The following is a 17,829-nucleotide window of genomic DNA, read 5'->3' on the forward strand; positions in this document are numbered from 1 at the left end:
TATTATTTATTGAACTTACGCTTTTGCAATAATTCAATAACACGTGCTAACTTTTTAGGATCGTGTACATAAGGCGAAAGGTCGAATAGTTCTACTTTGCGGAAGGCTACCGGATGGCTTTCGCTTTGCAGGGAGATGGAACCTTCTGTTAAAGGCTTCCCGTCAATTTTCACTTTAGGATCGTAGTTACTAACGCTGCCGCCGCCAATTTGAGGCTTGCTGTATACAATCACCGTATCAGTACCTGCGATATGTTTGAGGATGGAATCACCTATTACCAATGCTTCGGCATGCACCCACTGGTCACCTGCGTAGGTTTTGGAAGTAGAGCTGATGCAGTGGTCGGTAATGAGTTTCTTGTTCATCACCACGTTGGTACCGGGGGTGCAGAGGTTACCGGTAGTGCGTGGATCTTTGCCATTGCCACCGAGTAATTGTTGTTCCAGGGAAATGGGGAAGTCCTGATCCTTACCCATAGTATTAGCAGGCTGACCATGCAGCATGATGCCGCTGTTGCGGTAGGCCCAGCCTGGGCCGCCTTTTACCTGGTCGCCGCTAAAATGATAATCCACCACTATCAGATATGCTGAAAAAGGTTTTTTGTAAAAGATGTGACCGTATTGTTCGTCAAACTCCTTGTATTGGTCATAGCTGACGGTGAGTTCGCCGTTTACAACGCGAAAGGTGTTGCCAACATTATCGTTCAGGTCGTGCCCTTTGATTTTCACATCCCATCCTTTTAAATCTTTTCCATTAAACATTTTCACCCATTTGCCAGGTGCGATGTCTTTTTCTGTTTGGGCATAGCCGCTGATCGCGGAAAAAAGCAATAACGTGGTAAGAAAATTTTTCATCTGTTCATAGTTTGTAATGGGTAAGATAATAAAAATTCCTGCTGGCGTACTGTGTAATATTTTTCGCAACGTACCCATCTTTCCACAAAAGTTGTAAAATATTATATATCTATTATTATAATTATCAAAATGTTAAATAATTGCAAGGTTTTGGTGGAGGTAAAAACAAACTATGCTTTATGATGAAAAATAACCAGTTGAATGGTCAGGCTCAGCCAGAAGCAGGACTGTTATACAATAGTTCAAGTATTATTAATGTTAGTCCGGAAGGGCGTTTGGTGTCTATATTTTCAGGTGCATGGCTGCTTGGCTCTGCGATTAGCCGGGTGGATAAGAAGCCGGTAAGGAGCCTGCTGAAACTGATTGGAGCGGGTTATTTGCTTTACAGAGGAATTTCGGGCAACAGCCTGTTTAATGGTCTCACGGGCAAGCGCCAGCCTGACAAGCATACCAGGGCGGTGAATATTCGTACCACTATTATGATCGACAATCCACGGGAAGAAGTGTATTATTTCTGGCGACAGTTAAGCAATCTGCCAGTGTTTATGAAGCATTTGCAGACGGTGGAAGAGTATGATCCCCTGCATTCGCACTGGGTAGTGAAAGGACCGGGAGGTATTGGCACATTAGAATGGGATGCTGAGATTGTAAAAGAATATCCCGGGGAGTTTCTGGGATGGAGATCTTTACCGGGCAGCAGCATAGCTACGGCTGGCCGGGTTACATTCATGGACATTCCAGGTGGCGGTACGGCAGTGGATGTAATGCTGACCTACCGCGCGCCGGCTGGTTACCTTGGCAGCGGGCTGGCATGGCTGCTAAATCCTGCCTTTGAGAACATGATAGTGAACGATATTAAACGTTTTAAATATTTTATGGAAACCGGTGAAACGGCAAGTTAAACCTGTCATTTCATGTATAAAAGCAAACGACTGATGCACTTTGCATCAGTCGTTTTTTATTTACCTATGAGGGTAGATTGTTTTGATTTGATTGCAATGACACCTTCGGTGTCATTGGAGGGGATCCGCGCTGCGCGCGCGGTTATGCTTATATGGATGAACTGTTATGATAACGCTTCTTTCTTAAAGTTGTGATAAGTATTCTTTGTTTCATTGATCAGTTTGAGTACTTTTTCGCGTACATCTTCGCTGAGGCCCGATACTTCCTTACCGAACACATCTTTCAGTTCATCGAGGTCACCGGCACCTTTACCTACGAGTTTATTTACTTTGCGGCGCCATTTTCCAGCGGTGTATTTGATTTTGCCGCGAGTTCCCTCGCCACTATCCGGGGCTGTTAATACACCTATAATTAAGCCGGCGGTAAGCCCGGCCAATGCTCCTGCTAAAAATTTCGTAGTAGACATAAACACTGGTTTTTATGGTTTAACAAATCATCTCAGCACTTAGTTCAAACGGTGCTGCACATGGAAATTTTCAAATATTAGGCCAAGAATGGCCCAATAGACTACATAGGCTGAATTAGTGATTCAATCAACATTAAAAAGCGTCTAAATATATTTTTATTAAACCAGTAAGAACGTTTGCTCGTTGACGTTATACTTTTCTGCTGTGTAAGGCATACTTTAAAGTTCTACAGCTCTCAGTTCAGTAACGGGAATTCATCGTCCAAAAATATCAAAAAAACAGCCGGAACAATATCAACGTTTTGACATCGTTCCGGCTATGTGGATAAGATAAGCGAGTAGATAATGGAATTTATAAAGTCAAACGGAGCAGTAAAATAATCAGGATTTTTTGTTTTTCAAAACTTTTTGAAAGAAACGAAAATAATAAATTAATTTAAAAAGTCCTGGCTCCGTTATTCCCCCCTCCTACTCTGCTAATAATTTATCAATCAATCGGTTGAAATTGTATTTGAATTCTTCATAATGTTCGCCGGTGCCGGGGCCGTTAAAGCCAGTGTGCACCTCGCTTACGTTCCCTTTTTTGTCCACAAAAATGGTGGTAGGGAAGCCTTTGATACCGGTGAGCTGTGGCAGCGTTTTAGCGGCCTTTTCCGGATCGCCGGGTGTTACGCCTGTGATCAGTACGGGATATTGCACATCGAAGCGTTTCAGGAAACCGGAGAGACTGTTTTTGGATTTCTGAAAGTCGTTTGTACGCTCGTAGGCGAGGCCAAGCACTTCCACCCCACGGTCTTTGTTCTTCTTATACCAATCGCTCAGGTAGCCGGTTTCATCCATACAGTTCGGGCACCAGGAACCCATGAGCGTGATCACTACTACCTTATTCTTGAATCTTTCATCCTGCAGGCTCACCAGCTGGCTGTCCAGGTTAGGGAAGGAGAACGTCAGCGGGCCTGCGCCGGGCTTTACTGTGGCGAGTGTGGTTTCATCCTGCAGTTTGGCGGAATCGTCGCGGTAAGCGCTCCAGGTTTCCTTACCATCGCCGATGCCGGCAAAGAAGGTACCGTTGATGAGGCTGTCGCCGCGGAGCAGCGCTGTAAACAGGTAGGCGTGTGAGCCGTCGAAGGTGGAGAGTTTGAGTGTGTCTTTATTCAACACGCCATCAAGAAAGCGGTAGTCGCCGGTGGTGGTCAGGAAGGTGCCTACTACCCTGTTACCGCTTTCCTGGCGGAATTCACCGATCGCATACGATGAATCACTTTTGTCTTTCCCTACGAACCAGGTAGACCAGCGGCCGGAGATTTTTCCTTCCGGTGCGGCGGATACCGGGAATCTTTCCGGCGTATCAGCAGTTGCAGTAAACGGAATACTTACGTCTTTATCTGCGAGGTGACGGGTCCAGGCGCCTTCCAGTCTGCCGCCATCCTGCAGCCGGGCTTTGAAGTCAGAATCAAAAAAAGGCATCCGGATGAAAACGGAATCACCCTGCAATTTCACGTTATCTACCAGCAGACGATCGTTGGCATTGAGGATATAGAGTACTTTTTGCCCGGCAGTATCTTTCACTTCAAAATTGAAAACGATGTCTGCCCCGTCGGCCCGGTGCAGCTTAGCCTGCCAGGTACCATTCTTTAATTCCTTTACGGCAGCCGATTTACATGCGGCGAGGGATAGTCCTGCCAACAGGCAGATCCATAATTTCTTCATAGCAAAAACCTTAATTAATTATTTGTTGTAGTTTCTTTCTCCAAACAGCAGGCTACCGATGCGGATCATAGTACTACCTTCTTCAAGGGCAATATGATAATCGGCGCTCATACCGGTGGAGCGTTCTTTAAAGTAGTCCTGTTCGCTGAAATATTTATGCTTCACCGTATCGAAGATAGTTTTTACCTGCTGAAATTCTTTACGGATCTGTTGCTGATCATCGGTATTGGTGGCCATGGCCATGAGGCCTGCAATACGCACGCCACCAAACGTTGGCTGTTCCTGCTGCCAGGTATCCAGCAGTGTATATAATTCGGTGGTGTCCATACCGAATTTCGTTTCTTCCGCTGCAATATGCAGTTGCAGCAGACAGTTAACCGTTCTGTTATGTTTTAATGCCTGTTTGTTGATTTCCAGGAGCAGCTTGTAGCTGTCCACCGCATGAATGGTATGTACAAACGGGGCGATGTATTTAACTTTATTGGTTTGGAGGTGACCTATAAAATGCCATTCGATATCATGTGGCAGTACCCCTTCTTTATCCACCAGTTCCTGCACATAATTTTCCCCGAAGATTCGTTGGCCCTGCCCGTACAGTTCTTCGATATCTTCTACGGGTTTGGTTTTAGAAACAGCTACCAGTCTTGCGTTGTATGGTACCAGCTCTGCGAGTACCTGTTTGTATGCGGTCAGATTAATTGCCATGGGGCAAAAATAGGGAAAGTTTTGATGGCTGCTTGTGGGGAACTTTTCCCGCCAGGGTGTGTAAGTTTTTTTTAAGCTAGGCGCCTCCGGCGCCAGCGAACTTTTTTGCACGCAGAGCAGCAAAGCAGGTAAGCAGCAAAGGCTTGTGTTTTGTTGTTTGTTGAAAATGTGGGAGCAGGTAAGCTGCTAAGGATAGTGTTTTGTTGTTTTGCATAAATACAAAACCCCGGGCCTTTTACCCGGGGCTTTGTATCGATTTTTTCAGTATTCAATTAACTATGAGAGGATGGATCTCGCGATAACGATACGTTGTACTTCGGAGGTACCTTCGTAGATCTGGGTGATTTTAGCATCACGCATTAGTCGTTCTACGTGGTATTCCTTAACATAGCCGTAGCCGCCGTGCACCTGTACTGCTTCGGTGGTTACCCACATGGCAGTTTCGGACGCAAAGACTTTAGCCATGGAGCCACTCAGTGTATAGTCGAGGTGGTGATCCTTTTCCCAGGCAGCCTTGAGGCAGAGCAGGCGACTGGCTTCAATTTTAGTGGCCATATCCGCCAGTTTGAACTGGATGGCCTGGTGCTGGCTGATTTCTTTACCGAAAGCTTTTCTTTCTTTAGAATATTTCAGTGCCAGTTCGTAGGCGCCGCTGGCGATACCGAGGGCCTGGGAGGCAATACCGATGCGGCCTCCGGAAAGAGTTTTCATGGCGAATTTGAAGCCGAAGCCATCTTCACCGATGCGGTTTTCTTTAGGCACTTTCACATCCTGGAACATGATGCTATGTGTATCACTGCCACGGATACCCAGTTTATTTTCCTTAGGTCCTATGGATACGCCGGGGCTATCCTTCTCCACAATAAAAGCATTAATACCCTTGCTACCTTTTTCCGGGTGTGTTTGGGCAATCACCAGGTAGGTACTGGCAGAATTACCATTGGTAATCCAGTTTTTGGTACCATTCAGGAGGTAGTAATCTCCTTTATCTTCAGCGGTAGTGCGCTGGGAGGTAGCATCCGAACCGGCTTCCGGCTCGCTGAGCAGGAAGGCGCCGATTACTTCTCCTTTGGCCAATGGTACCAGATATTTTTGTTTCTGCTCTTCTGATCCGAATGTTTCCAGCCCCCAGCAAACCAGGGAGTTGTTTACACTCATCACCACAGAGGCAGAGGCATCGACTTTAGAAATTTCTTCCATGGCAATCACGTAGGAAATGGTATCCAGTCCGGCACCGCCGTATTTAGGACTCACCATCATCCCGAGAAAGCCCAGTTCTCCCAGCATTTTAATCTGTTCTTTGGGGAAAATCTGTTTTTCATCTCTTTCAATTACTCCCGGCAAAAGCTCATTCACAGCGAAGTCGCGTGCTGCCTTACGTATCATGAGATGTTCTTCTGTGAGCTGATAATCCATTAATAGTTGTTGTTTTAGTGTGATAAACACAAATTATCCATAAATCAGGAGCTAAAAAAATGGTGCTCAGAAAATTCAAACTTGTATACCATATAGAGAAATTTATTGAACAAATCGCTGTAATAATGCAGGGGTTGTTGGATATAGTCTATTTTAAACCGTTTGTTTTAAAAGCGGTAAACGTCAGCTGCTTTGCCGGTTCAGGTAAAAACCATTAGCTTGCTAACTGGCATATTCCCTTTTTATGAAGAATATCAAGATAATAGAAGTAAAATCTGAGATTGGTGCAGGAACGCGCGGTGCGAGTTTAGGCGTAGATGCCATCAAAATTGCCGCCCTGGATTTCATGAGCAACTTCTTTGTTCACTTTCCTACAGAAGCCATAGAAACTGAGAACAAGCTGCTGTTTGAACCCATTGAATCGCCTTACGCCAAAAGAATCAAAGGTACGCTCGCCATGTATGAGCGCATCAGCAAGAGTGTATGCGAAACCGTTAAGGCCAACTGGTTTCCGGTGGTCCTTTCCGGTGATCACAGTACCGCCGGTGCTACCATCGCAGGACTGAAACTGGCACATCCCAAATCCAAGCTGGGAGTGATCTGGATCGATGCCCATGCCGACCTCCACACACCTTATACCACGCCTTCCGGCAACATGCACGGTATGCCGCTGGCTACTGCCATTGCAGAAGATAACATCGACTGTAAGGTGCATGAAATTGACGAGCAGACCTCCAACATGTGGAAAGCCCTGAAAAACATTGGTAAAATTGCGCCAAAGGTTTTACCGGAAGACATTGTATTCATTTCGCTGCGCGACTACGAAAAGGAGGAAGACTACCTGATTAAGCAGTACGGCATGAAAGTGTTTACCACCAGTGAAGTAAGGCGTAAAGGACCTGAAGCGATCTCCCGATCGGTGTTTCGCTACCTGAGTGATTGTGATTACATCTATGTGTCGTTTGATGTGGATAGTCTGGATTCCTCTATTTCCAAGGGCACAGGCACCCCAGTGAGCAATGGTTTAAGGGAGCGTGAGGCGGAGGACCTGATCAGTAAGTTTATGCAGCACCGTAAGATCTGCTGTTTTGAGATCACGGAAGTGAATCCCACACTGGATCGTGAGAACCTGATGGCGGAGATTGCGTTTAATATTTTGCAGCGGAGCGTGAATGTGCTGATGATGAATTAGCTAGTTAATTTGCTTTATAATTTGATCGATTGTCGGCCCCTTCGGTGCCGACGTGAAGGGCCGCGCTGCGCGTGAACCTTCGCCTTCGGCGATCGGGAAAAAGGTAAGGGGGACTGCCAAAGACAGTTCCTCTTACCTTTTAATTTATTTGGTAATACGCCATCAGCCACCCTGTAACATCGCTATAGGAGCGGATACCACGGCGCTGGTTATTTGCCTTGAGGTATTGGTCATAAAACATGGTGCTGTATTCATCGGCTTTGCCTTCATATTTACTGTAAAACTCCACGATATACCGGTAATCTTCTTTAATACCGGGAACGGCTCTCTCCCATACATTCCTGGCCAGGGTGGAGTCGCGGTGGCCCAGTTGCCGTACGCTATACAGGAACATTTCCAGGTTGGCGGCATAACGGAAACGGTTATCCGCAGCGTTGGCTGCGGTGAGGTAGCCTACAAAGTTGGCATCTTCCTCCGGCGCGTAGCCAAGCTGGTGGGCAATTTCATGACAGGTAATAAAAGGCTGTATCATGGGTGGCGCGTCGGTATTCACCTGTGCTTCGTTGGTCCAGGGGTTGAGGTAGCCGGTAACGCCGAGGTAGTTGAGCCAGTGGCCGAAGATGGCTGGTTTCACACTGGGGCGCTTGTACCGGAAGGCTGGCCAGCGGGTGGCGGCGGTATCGTACGCCTGCAGGGCTCTTTTGAATACCGGCACCGGGCTGGGGTCCGACATGATAACATTAAGCGTATCGCCGGTAAGGGCTTTTTCTCTGTTCACCAGTTGCAGCAGGGTATCTGACAGCTGGTATAACTGCCGGGTATCGTAATCGCCGGTGATGAGCCCTGTGTCGCGCTGTAGCGGTTTCCGGTCGTAGTTGAGCCCCCAGAGTACGAGGAAGGCGAGGTATAAACCCAGGAGGGAATGAATCCCTTTCAGGAGGTAGTAACCTGCGTCAGCCCAGGCTGTTTGCAGGAGTTTATAACATAGTTTTAACAAATAAAATATTCCTGTTATAATCCAGGCGACATAAATTACGTCGCCAACACTGAAGGGCACTATACCTGTGATTTGTCTAAAAGCTGCGCTGGTCCACTTATACCACCCATGAAAGTAAAATTCTTCGAAGCGGTAACTCCAGGCCATTAATCCTTTTAACAACAGTATAGCCGCAAGTGTTAGTACAATACGGAGAACCTTTATTCTAAACTTGGTTTTTAATTCCATACAATAAGGATCATGATAGATGAATCTTTACAAATACTGCTTGGCGGAGCTATATCTGAAAAACTGCAAGTGAAAATACACATTAATGAGGCAAAAAGCGTCAATGGCGGGGATATTAATAAAACATTCCGTATAGGCACCAACGAAGGATATTTCTTTTTGAAGTTAAATAATGCCGTGTTGTATCCGGACCTGTTTCAGCAGGAATATGCCGGGTTAACGGAGTTGCGCAATGCGCAGGCTCTGGCTGTGCCTAAGCCGCTGGCTTACGGGGAGGCAGCGGGTAAATCATTTTTATTACTTGAAAATATCACTAAGGGTACGGCGATTGGCGATTTCTGGGAGAATTTTGCGGCGGGGCTGAGTAAGCAGCACCTGCGTACGAAACCGCACTTTGGTTATGTGAGCCCTAATTACATTGGTACTTTAAAACAATACAATACGCCTTATAGCAGCTGGCCGGTGTTTTATGCCTTTAACCGGCTGATGCCGCTCACGAAGCTGGCTTACGACAAGGGCATTATAGAAGCCGCTACAGTAAAGCAGATGGAGCGGTTATGCAAGCAGTTGCCGCAGATTTTTCCGGCGGAGAAGCCGGCATTACTGCATGGGGATTTATGGTCTGGTAATTTCATGATCGGGCCGGATGGGCGGGCCTGTGTGTATGATCCGTCGGTATATTACGGGCACAGGGAGGTGGACCTGGCGATGACCCGGTTATTTGGAGGTTTCGACACCCGATTTTATTATGCCTATCAATCTATTTATCCGTTAGCGCCGGGCTGGCAGCAGCGGATAGGCGTATGTCAGCTTTATCCACTGCTGGTGCATACGATTTTGTTTGGTGGCAGTTATTATGGTAGTGTAAAGGAGGTGTTGGCTGCTTACTGATGCTTAGCGGAGTCCGTTGGCTTCTATGAATTTCCGCATTTTCTCATATTCTGCATTTACTACCGGGTAGAATTTATTCATTTCGGCTACTATTTCGTTGTACAATCTGGTGATTTCTGTTTTGCGCTGGTCCTGATCGGTCAGGAGCAGGCCTTCGAGCACCTGGATTTTTTCCGTGATCCAGGTGAGTCCTACCATGGCGAAGTTAGGTTTGAGTTTATGGAGATTGAATTTCATGGTCGTCCAGTCGTCCTTTGCGAGAAGGTCGCCTATTTTACCGATTTCATCGCGGATGATGCGGATAAAGATTTCGAAGAGGTCGGCGGCATAGGATATATTATTTTCATACAGTCCGTTGAGGAACTGTACGTTCAGGTCGGGATTAAAATCATAGCCGCTTATATTCTGCACTTCTTCCATTATTAATTCTGTTTCGTCTTCGTTTAGATATTTGTTGAACACCTGTAATAACTGGTCGGGTGTATAAGGTTTGATGAGTATGTCGGTGATACCGGCGGCCCTGGCCATGCTGGCGGTGCTTTCCATGGCTACGGCGGTGGTGGCGATCACCGGTGTTGCTACGTTTGGGAGGTCTTCGTTTGCTCTTATTTTCTGTGCCAGTTCGAGGCCGTTCATACCGGGTATTCTGATATCCATGAGTATGAGGTCGTACTGGCGTGATTCCAGGAAATAGGAAGCATCGGGTCCGTTGGTGGCAACGTTATAATTGATTTTGTATTTCTGCAACAGGCTCATGATGTAGCGGAGGTTCATCTGGTTATCTTCCACTACCAGGATCCTGGCGTTTTCAAAAGTTCGTTGTTTGAGTGTTTTACCGGGTTTACGACTGCCGGCGGCCAGGGGTTTACCGGTATCGATGAAGGGGAGTTTGAAGCAGAATACCGTTTGAAATCCGGTCATTTCTTCCACTGCGATGGTACCTCCCTGCAGTTCTACCAGTTGTTTGGCGATGGCCAGTCCCAGTCCTGTACCTCCGTATTGTTCACGTATGTCTCCTTCTGCCTGTTTATAGTTCAGGAAAATATGTTCCAGTTTATCTTTTTTGATGCCTATACCGGTATCGCATACACGAAAGCTGATCCATGATTTGTGATTGAGCCAGCTGTCCTGGTGGATGCGGATGGCTATTTCTCCTTCCGTTGTGAACTTCTCTGCATTACCTAACAAATTGAGTAGTATTTGGTTCAGGAGCATATTATCTCCAATGAGCCAGGTATTGATGGCAGGATCGAGTTCGGTGGTAATTTTTACCGGCCGGCGGCCGAGTTTCAGTTCAAAGGTATGTCGCAGGGATTGTATCAGTTCCCTCAGATTGAATTCCCGTTGATTTACCTGGAATTCCCCTGCTTCGATGCGGGAAATATCGAGAATATCACTGACAATACCCAGCAGTATGCCGGAGGAGTGTTTCAGGAGGTTGATATATTCCTTTTGCTGGGCGTCGAGGCTGGTTTCTTCCAGGAGGTGTGCCATGCCGATGATGGCGTTGAGAGGTGTACGGATTTCGTGGCTCATGCTGGCGAGGAATTCCTTTTGGGCCTGCCGGGCTTCTTCGGCGGAGCGGCGGGCGTTTTCGAGGTCCTGCTGGAGCAATTTCTGGCGGGTGATATCCATATGTACGGCGGCGCCGCCAATGATCTGACCGGATTGGTCGTATACGTTGGTGGAGCTGCAAACGACCCATTTGCGGGAGCCGTCTTTCAGGACTACTTCCAGGTCGTAGAGGAGTGGTACGTTATGATCGAGCCTTCTTTTGCGGAGGGCTTTGGCGTAAAGTTTCTTTTCGGCGGGCACGAATACTTCGGTAAGGTTTTTACCGAGGAGTTCATCTTCTCTGTAGCCGGAGAGGCGGCAAAAGCTTTCATAAACGCGGGTGATATTACCTTCGAGGTCGGTTTCGCACATGGCTGCGTTGAGGTTATTGAGCACGGTGCGGAACTTCTGTTCGTTAAGGCGGATGGCTTCCTGAACGCTGTTGCGCCGGGTTACGTCTACTATTTGCCAGATGCAGCCAACGAATTTTTCTCCCTGGAAAACGGGCAGGTGGGTTACTTCTCTGAACTGGCCGTTCAGGAATGGGAGTTCCCATCCGAACCATGGTTTTTTATCTTTCCGGAGAATCCGGAGCTGTTTATTAAAAGCTGCCGGGTTGGCGAGCATAGGTGTCAGGGCGGTAATCATGCCGGCGTAGGAGTCCCCTACCTGGATGAGGTTGCCGGTATGTTGCCTGAGGATATCATTGATCCAGATGCAACGGTACTGTTCGTTAGTCACCAGTATTCCGGCGTTATTATGCTGTAGCCAGGCGGTGATGGGCATGGAAAATAAGTCGGCTGCACCGTTATTGGCGTTACCGGCTACGGGAGCAGTGTTTTTCTTTGCTTCTTTTCCTATGGACTTCATCGTTTGATGGAATAGGGGGACTAAGGGTTTTCAATATTTACTGACAATGCGAAAATGGCGCTGGAATAACGGTATAAAAGATTACCTTTGCAATTCGCGCTGGTCCGCAGGGACAGCAATATGGTTGATATTTTATTACTATATAAATATATATTAAATATAATATCAATAGTGAACAAATTTAGGAAATTTTTGCAATTGCAAATATTTAATTACCTTTGCATCCCTCTAAAAGTGAGGATATGGATATGAAACCACACCGCGAATTTGAAATAGCCTTTGTAGGATTAAAACCAGGGGTGCACACATTTCAGTACGAGGTGGATGAAAGTTTCTTTGAGAACTACGATGGTCCGAGGGACTTTAGTAATTGCAAAGCGACGGTGAATTTGAGTCTTGACAAGAAGAGTAATTTCTTCATGCTGAAGTTTGAGATAGGTGGTACTGCTACTGTTAATTGTGACAGATGTGGAGAGCCTTTTGAGCTGCAGCTCTGGGATGATTTCAACCATGTGGTAAAACTGGTGGACAATCCTGAAGAGATGAACGAGTCGGAGGAAGATCCGGATGTATCATATATTTCGAGGACGGAGTCACATTTAAATGTCTCTGATTTGATTTATGAGTTTATACATTTGAGCATTCCGATGCAGCACATTCACCCGGATACTGCCGATGGCAAGAGCGGGTGCAATCCAAAGGTGATAGAAATGCTGGAACGTATGAACCAGCAGGCAAAAGAAAACGATAACCCAATCTGGAAAGGGTTGGATAAATTTAAGGACAATTAAAAATTAAATAAAATGCCAAATCCTAAACGCAGACATTCTCAGCAAAGATCAGCAAAGAGAAGAACGCATTATAAGGCGGTAGCGGATACATTAAGCACAGACAGCGCAACCGGAGAAGTGCACCTGAGACACCGTGCTCATTGGGTAGAAAACAAACTGTACTACAAAGGAAAAGTAGTGTTGGAAAAACAGAGCGCTGCTAAATAATAATTTTTACTAATTTTACCCGAGCAAACAAGAACAAACTTGAGTTACATGAGAATCGGGCTTGATATGATGGGTGGCGACTTCGCCCCCGCAGAAGCAGTAAAAGGAGTAAAATTATATTTAGACACTGTTGCATCTGATGTGCATCTGGTTCTGATTGGAGATGAACAACAACTCGCTCCCCTCTTAGCCGATGCTCAGTTGGACCAATCAAAATATTCAGTTGTTCATTCATCTCAAATCATTGAGATGAATGAACACCCTACCAAGGCACTGAAAGAGAAGCCACAATCCTCCATCTCTATTGGCTTCCATCTCTTAAAGAACGAAAAGGTAGACGCTTTCATCAGCGCTGGTAATACCGGGGCTATGATGGTGGGTACCTATTACTCTATTAAGGGTATTGAAGGTGTGCAACGTCCTACGATATCAACTCCTGTTCCCCGCGAAGACGGCAGTTTCGGATTGCTGCTCGATGTGGGTATCAACGCCGACTGTAAACCTGAAAACCTGGCACAATTTGCCCAACTTGGCTCCCTTTATTCCCAGTACATACTGAACAGACCTAACCCTAAGGTTGGCCTTCTGAATATCGGAGAAGAAGAAGGTAAAGGAAATTTGCTTGCCCAGGCTACTTATCCGCTTCTTAAAGAGAACAAACAGATCAACTTCATCGGTAACGTGGAAGGACGCGATGTGTTCACCAACAAAGCAGATGTGATCGTTTGTGAAGGCTTCACAGGAAATATCATCCTGAAAATGGCCGAGTCGTTCTACGATATTACCCATCGCCGTGGTATCAACGACGAATACATTAAGAAATTTGACTTCGAATCATATGGTGGTACCCCCGTTCTCGGCGTGTCAAAACCCGTTGTAATCGGCCACGGTATTTCCAAAGGCGGCGCCTTCAAAAATATGATCTCGCTCGCTCAGCAAATGCTACAATCTAAACTGTTGGAAAAGATTACTGCCAGCTTTAGCAATAAAGAAGCGTAATGCTGCTATAACTTATTTGAAAAAGCCTTCGCAATTGCGGAGGCTTTTTTGTTTTTATCCCGGTTTGAACCAGTGCCTTCGGCACTGGTTCAAACCGGGATAACGGCGCGGGTGCGCCTGCAATCCCCTGTTTTTATCAGGTGAATTTGATGCTGGTTTCCCCGATGTTATTCGGGTTTGCAGCACAGCAGGAACAGTACAGCCGTGCCGCGCTGACATCTCCCTAAATTACTCCTCGTACAATGGCATTTTTACATAAAACGTAGTGCCTTCATTCAGCTTGGTTTCAAACCAGATCTCTCCGCGCATCTGCTCCACAATATTCTTACACATCGCCAGTCCCAGACCGGTGCCGGAGGATTTGGTGGTAAAGTTGGGCACAAATATTTTCGACTGTACTTCCGGACTGATACCATCCCCGTTGTCCGCCACACTGACGATCACATATCGGTCCTCCGTGGTTTGGAAGCGTACAAGCACCCGCCCCTCCCGGCCCTCAGGAATCGCCTGTATGGCGTTTTGCAGCAGGTTGGTGAACAGGCGGTTCATCTGGGTTTTATCGGCGTATACATAAAAATCTTTCAAAGGCTCCTGGTAGATCACCGTGCAATGATCATGGCTTTGGTATAAACCGGTGAGGGAATGAATCACTTCATTGACCTGCACCACCTCGTTAGAAGGTTCACCTATACGGGCAAACGCAGAGAAGTCCGACGCAATGTTGGCCAGGTGCTCAATCTGTTCAACGAGGGTATTGGCCACACTCTTCGACATCTCCTTCACATTAGGCCGGTCCTCAGCGATGGCGCGCTGCAGGTATTGAATACTCAGCTTCATCGGCGTAAGCGGATTCTTGATTTCATGCGCCACCTGCCTTGCCATCTCCCGCCAGGCACCTTCACGCTCGCTCTTCGCCAGTCGCGCCGCACTTACCTCCAGCTTTCTTACCATCTTGTTATATTCTTTTACCAGCGCCCCGATTTCATCATCCTTATCCCAGTCAATTTCATCGTTACGCTGGCCCAGGTTTACGTGACGCAGCTTTTCCGTAACAAGGGAGAAAGAACGGGTGATGGAATTGGTTATCAGCAACGCGATGATACCGGCGATCAGGAAGATGAATGCGTTGAATGTAATAAGCGCTACCAGGAAGCTGGAGATTTGTTGCTTCAGCTCCGTTTGGGTGGCAAAATAAGGTACGTTCAGATAAGCAAATACTTCTCCCACATCATTTCTTAAAGGAACATAACCGGAGAGAAACGCCATGGTACCAATCTGCTCGTACTGGATATACTGAATTAACTGCTGGTTGTACAGCTGGTAATAGCCCAGGGGATTCATTTTTTTGGATATTAACCCCTTCTCCACCATCAATGGTTGTGTGGTAATTTGCAGGTTGCCGTCCCGATCATATACGTTGAGGTCCATCGCACGATCGTCCGCTATATTTGCCAGCGAGTTACTCAGCTGCACCAGCAAATGCGAGTCATAAATATCTCCCACCTGGTCATGCGTTTCCTGGTTATCAAATACCTTTTCCACATCAGTGGCCACTTCGCCCATGGCTTTGCTGAGCTTTTCCTTATTCTGGACTTCTGAGCGGTAAATGAAAAATTTGATGGTTGTTAAACCCAGTATTACAAAGGAAAACACGACGATGAAAATAATGGTGCCGTGTACTTTTCTGCGGATACTGATTTTTACCAGCGTGCGCAGATTGCTGATGCGCATGCGTGCTTTAATCAGCAAATCAAATACCTTATAAATCACGATAATCAGCAGGAAAAGGCAGAACATACACGCAAACAAGGCGATAAATTCTACAAACGACCGGCTCTCTTTTACCACCAGCACTACTTTATCAGCAGTGGCTTTGTATACCAGTTCCGAATGTCCTCTCTCCCATCGCAGGGATACATCCGAGGCCGGCAAATCGCTGGCATACAGCCGGATCGGGAATGGGAAATCGTTAAAATTGCTTACCAGGATGCCTTTATCGTATATGGCGTAAGAATAAGCGGACGCATTTTCCCTGGTGGCATCTGACACATCTCCTTCCACCAGCAGCTCCGGATAAATTCTATCGGTGGCAGATACTTTAGGCGTGATCACATAGAGCAGCCAGCCAACGCCTGCATGGTCTACCGGACTATAGAATTCCTTCTTGCCGATATAACTGTATTGTTTAAAACTCTTCTCGTAATAATACAGATCGTTGCCTCCCTGCAATACCGGTGCGGCTTCCGGGTCGTACAACATACGTCTGTTAAAGGATATCAGGGAGATGGTATCAGACGCATAGATCGGATCCCCGTTTTCGTCATAAGGATAAAAGGTGATATTGAACCTGCTCAGGTAGCCCTGGAAGTATTTCTGCAGTAAATCATTTTCCAGTTCTGATTTATGCGGCACCGACTCCCGGTGATCAAAGAAGCTTTGCAGGTATTCGTCGCGCTCCATTTTTTTGCCTACATCGTTGAGCAGGATTTCCAGGTAGGGGTCCTTTTGCTTGGAGAGGTTTTTGGCAATATTGAGGCGGGTGGAAACTTCTTTCTGATTGTTATAGTACACGATGGTGCCCGACGTGGTAACTGTGAGCAGGAACAACCAGAAAAGGAAAGGTACGGTTGCTACGGTGCTTTCAAACCTGTCCGCAATAAAATCCAGCAACACGATATACAGTAGCAGCCAGATCACCATGGTAACGGTGAAGGGCACGTCCGGATTATGCAGCCGGAAAAGTATCCAGAGTATACCTACCGCTGCCAGCCAGATGTATTTGGTACGGTAGCGGAAGTTAGTGAGCTCGTTGAGCAGGTAGTTAATGATCTGCGAAAAGAACAGGAAGCTGAATGAGATAAAGCCCAGTACCACAAAGCCGATAACGCTGTACTCATTCAGGCTGAAAAAGTTGGTAACATCAAATGAGATGCGGGAATCAATTACCAGGCTCTGGATCAGGTCAGCCAGGAATTGCTCTACGATATAAAGCAGCAGGCTGGCTACAATGATGACCAGGCTTTGCATCCAGCGCTTTTTAATCACCGGTGGGTTGATGGTTTTTACGTGTTCCCGGAAGAATACGATGAGCCAGAAAACGAGGATGACGTTGATGGCGAGGTCGCCCAGGGAGCGAAAAATTTCATCTTTGGCGTAGATGCTGGGATCGAAGATATTGAGACTCCGCATATTAAACGGAAACGCATATACGTAGCTGAGTATCCGGAGGCCAAACACCACTACAAACAGCACCAGGAAGGCGTAGAGCGGATTTGAATTTTTTGCCAGCTGGGTAACGAACAGGTTCAGGAATATGAGCACACAGATGCTGCCGAGTACCCGGAATATGACGCTGAACAGGTTGGGAGGCCTGCTGTGAAAGGATTTGTTATAGTCGAGATAAAAGAGCGTTTTATTACTACTGTTCACTACCGGCAGTACTATATGCTCGTTGGACATATAGTTATGCGGGAAGATATGGATCTGATATTCTGCGCCCAGCGCGGGTTTATCAAAAAAATGATTGACGAGATAATGGTTTTGCAGGGCGTATTCCATGCGTACCGGAATGAGGCCAACGACTCTGCGCGTACGTCCTTCCGGTGCTCTGACTCTTCTGACCACTACATCATAGTAGCCGTTTTTGAGTTTCAGGAAATATTCGCCGTGCCGCCAGTCAGCCGGCAGTTCGTCGAGCTGTACGAGGTTGGTACTCCAGAAGGCAAGCCAGGAGCCCTCGGCGGCGGAGGAGTCGTACGCAAATACGTAGAAATCGCGTTTACTAAGCTTTTCCACTGATTTTTCCGTGTATGACCTGGAGAACAGGGCATTTACAGCGGAGGTATCCAGCAGGAATTCGTTGAAATCTTTTTCCCTTTCGCGGATACTTTTTTCCAGGCTGTGTTGTACGCCTTGCGGGGAGGAGTAGTACGACCAGTAGTTGCTGAACAGGAATGCGAATGTAAACAGCCATGCCGCTACGATCAGCAGGTAGCCATGTCGCAGGAAAAATAAACGTATTTCTTTAGCGTCGATCAATGGGAGTA

14 protein-coding genes are annotated in these 17,829 nt (G+C 46.8%); 6 read left to right on the forward strand and 8 right to left on the reverse strand.

Translation table 11 applies throughout. The annotated features are described in order from the left end of the window. Positions 1-2: 2 nt before the first annotated feature. On the reverse strand, positions 3-854 hold the full coding sequence (locus tag BUB18_RS06565) for a 3-keto-disaccharide hydrolase (RefSeq protein ID WP_073079213.1): 852 nt from the start codon (positions 852-854) through the stop codon (positions 3-5). Between the two features lie 179 nt (positions 855-1,033). Here BUB18_RS06565 and BUB18_RS06570 point away from each other — a divergent pair, with 179 nt between their 5' ends. Continuing rightward, positions 1,034-1,756 carry an SRPBCC family protein gene (locus BUB18_RS06570; RefSeq protein ID WP_083549445.1) on the forward strand — a complete coding sequence of 241 codons (723 nt, stop codon included), beginning with the start codon at positions 1,034-1,036 and terminating at the stop codon, positions 1,754-1,756. A gap of 164 nt (positions 1,757-1,920) precedes the next feature. On the opposite strand, the gene BUB18_RS06575 is transcribed toward BUB18_RS06570, so the two are convergent. The 4 genes from BUB18_RS06575 to BUB18_RS06590 form a co-directional block, all read right to left on the reverse strand. Beyond that, positions 1,921-2,223, reverse strand: a complete 303-nt coding sequence (locus BUB18_RS06575; RefSeq protein ID WP_073079215.1) for a YtxH domain-containing protein — start codon at positions 2,221-2,223, stop codon at positions 1,921-1,923. 468 nt (positions 2,224-2,691) lie between these two features. Continuing rightward, positions 2,692-3,933 carry a TlpA disulfide reductase family protein gene (locus BUB18_RS06580; protein WP_073079216.1) on the reverse strand — a complete coding sequence of 414 codons (1,242 nt, stop codon included), beginning with the start codon at positions 3,931-3,933 and terminating at the stop codon, positions 2,692-2,694. Positions 3,934-3,951: 18 nt separating this feature from the next. Next, positions 3,952-4,638: a YggS family pyridoxal phosphate-dependent enzyme gene (locus BUB18_RS06585; RefSeq protein WP_073079218.1), complete on the reverse strand. Its 687-nt coding sequence runs from the start codon at positions 4,636-4,638 to the stop codon at positions 3,952-3,954. A gap of 276 nt (positions 4,639-4,914) precedes the next feature. Continuing rightward, complete coding sequence (locus BUB18_RS06590) at positions 4,915-6,054, reverse strand: acyl-CoA dehydrogenase (RefSeq protein WP_073079227.1); 1,140 nt, start codon at positions 6,052-6,054, stop codon at positions 4,915-4,917. A gap of 244 nt (positions 6,055-6,298) precedes the next feature. Here BUB18_RS06590 and BUB18_RS06595 point away from each other — a divergent pair, with 244 nt between their 5' ends. Beyond that, a complete protein-coding gene (locus BUB18_RS06595; RefSeq protein ID WP_073079229.1) occupies positions 6,299-7,246 on the forward strand; it encodes an arginase in 948 nt (315 codons plus the stop codon). A 139-nt stretch (positions 7,247-7,385) separates the two neighbouring features. Here BUB18_RS06595 and BUB18_RS06600 read toward each other — a convergent pair whose 3' ends face one another. Next, positions 7,386-8,471 carry a DUF3810 domain-containing protein gene (locus BUB18_RS06600; RefSeq protein WP_083549448.1) on the reverse strand — a complete coding sequence of 362 codons (1,086 nt, stop codon included), beginning with the start codon at positions 8,469-8,471 and terminating at the stop codon, positions 7,386-7,388. A gap of 12 nt (positions 8,472-8,483) precedes the next feature. On the opposite strand from BUB18_RS06600, the gene BUB18_RS06605 reads away from it, so the two are divergent. Then, on the forward strand, positions 8,484-9,362 hold the full coding sequence (locus BUB18_RS06605; protein ID WP_073079233.1) for a fructosamine kinase family protein: 879 nt from the start codon (positions 8,484-8,486) through the stop codon (positions 9,360-9,362). A 3-nt stretch (positions 9,363-9,365) separates the two neighbouring features. On the opposite strand, the gene BUB18_RS06610 is transcribed toward BUB18_RS06605, so the two are convergent. Beyond that, on the reverse strand, positions 9,366-11,786 hold the full coding sequence (locus tag BUB18_RS06610) for a PAS domain-containing hybrid sensor histidine kinase/response regulator (RefSeq protein WP_073079235.1): 2,421 nt from the start codon (positions 11,784-11,786) through the stop codon (positions 9,366-9,368). Between the two features lie 242 nt (positions 11,787-12,028). On the opposite strand from BUB18_RS06610, the gene BUB18_RS06615 reads away from it, so the two are divergent. Genes BUB18_RS06615 through plsX form a run of 3 tightly spaced genes read left to right on the forward strand, consistent with a single transcriptional unit; the run spans position 12,029 to position 13,783 of the window. Beyond that, the gene (locus BUB18_RS06615) at positions 12,029-12,577 is read left to right on the forward strand and encodes a YceD family protein (protein ID WP_245805621.1); all 549 of its coding nucleotides are present in this window, start codon (positions 12,029-12,031) and stop codon (positions 12,575-12,577) included. Between the two features lie 12 nt (positions 12,578-12,589). Beyond that, positions 12,590-12,784, forward strand: a complete 195-nt coding sequence (gene rpmF / locus BUB18_RS06620) for a 50S ribosomal protein L32 (RefSeq protein WP_073079237.1) — start codon at positions 12,590-12,592, stop codon at positions 12,782-12,784. Between the two features lie 48 nt (positions 12,785-12,832). Beyond that, a complete protein-coding gene (gene plsX, locus BUB18_RS06625; protein WP_073079239.1) occupies positions 12,833-13,783 on the forward strand; it encodes a phosphate acyltransferase PlsX in 951 nt (316 codons plus the stop codon). 228 nt (positions 13,784-14,011) lie between these two features. On the opposite strand, the gene BUB18_RS06630 is transcribed toward plsX, so the two are convergent. Next, positions 14,012-17,821, reverse strand: coding sequence for a sensor histidine kinase (locus BUB18_RS06630; RefSeq protein ID WP_073079241.1), 3,810 nt, complete (start codon positions 17,819-17,821; stop codon positions 14,012-14,014). Positions 17,822-17,829 lie beyond the last annotated feature (8 nt).

This window comes from Chitinophaga jiangningensis (assembly GCF_900142605.1).
Taxonomy (GTDB): domain Bacteria; phylum Bacteroidota; class Bacteroidia; order Chitinophagales; family Chitinophagaceae; genus Chitinophaga; species Chitinophaga jiangningensis.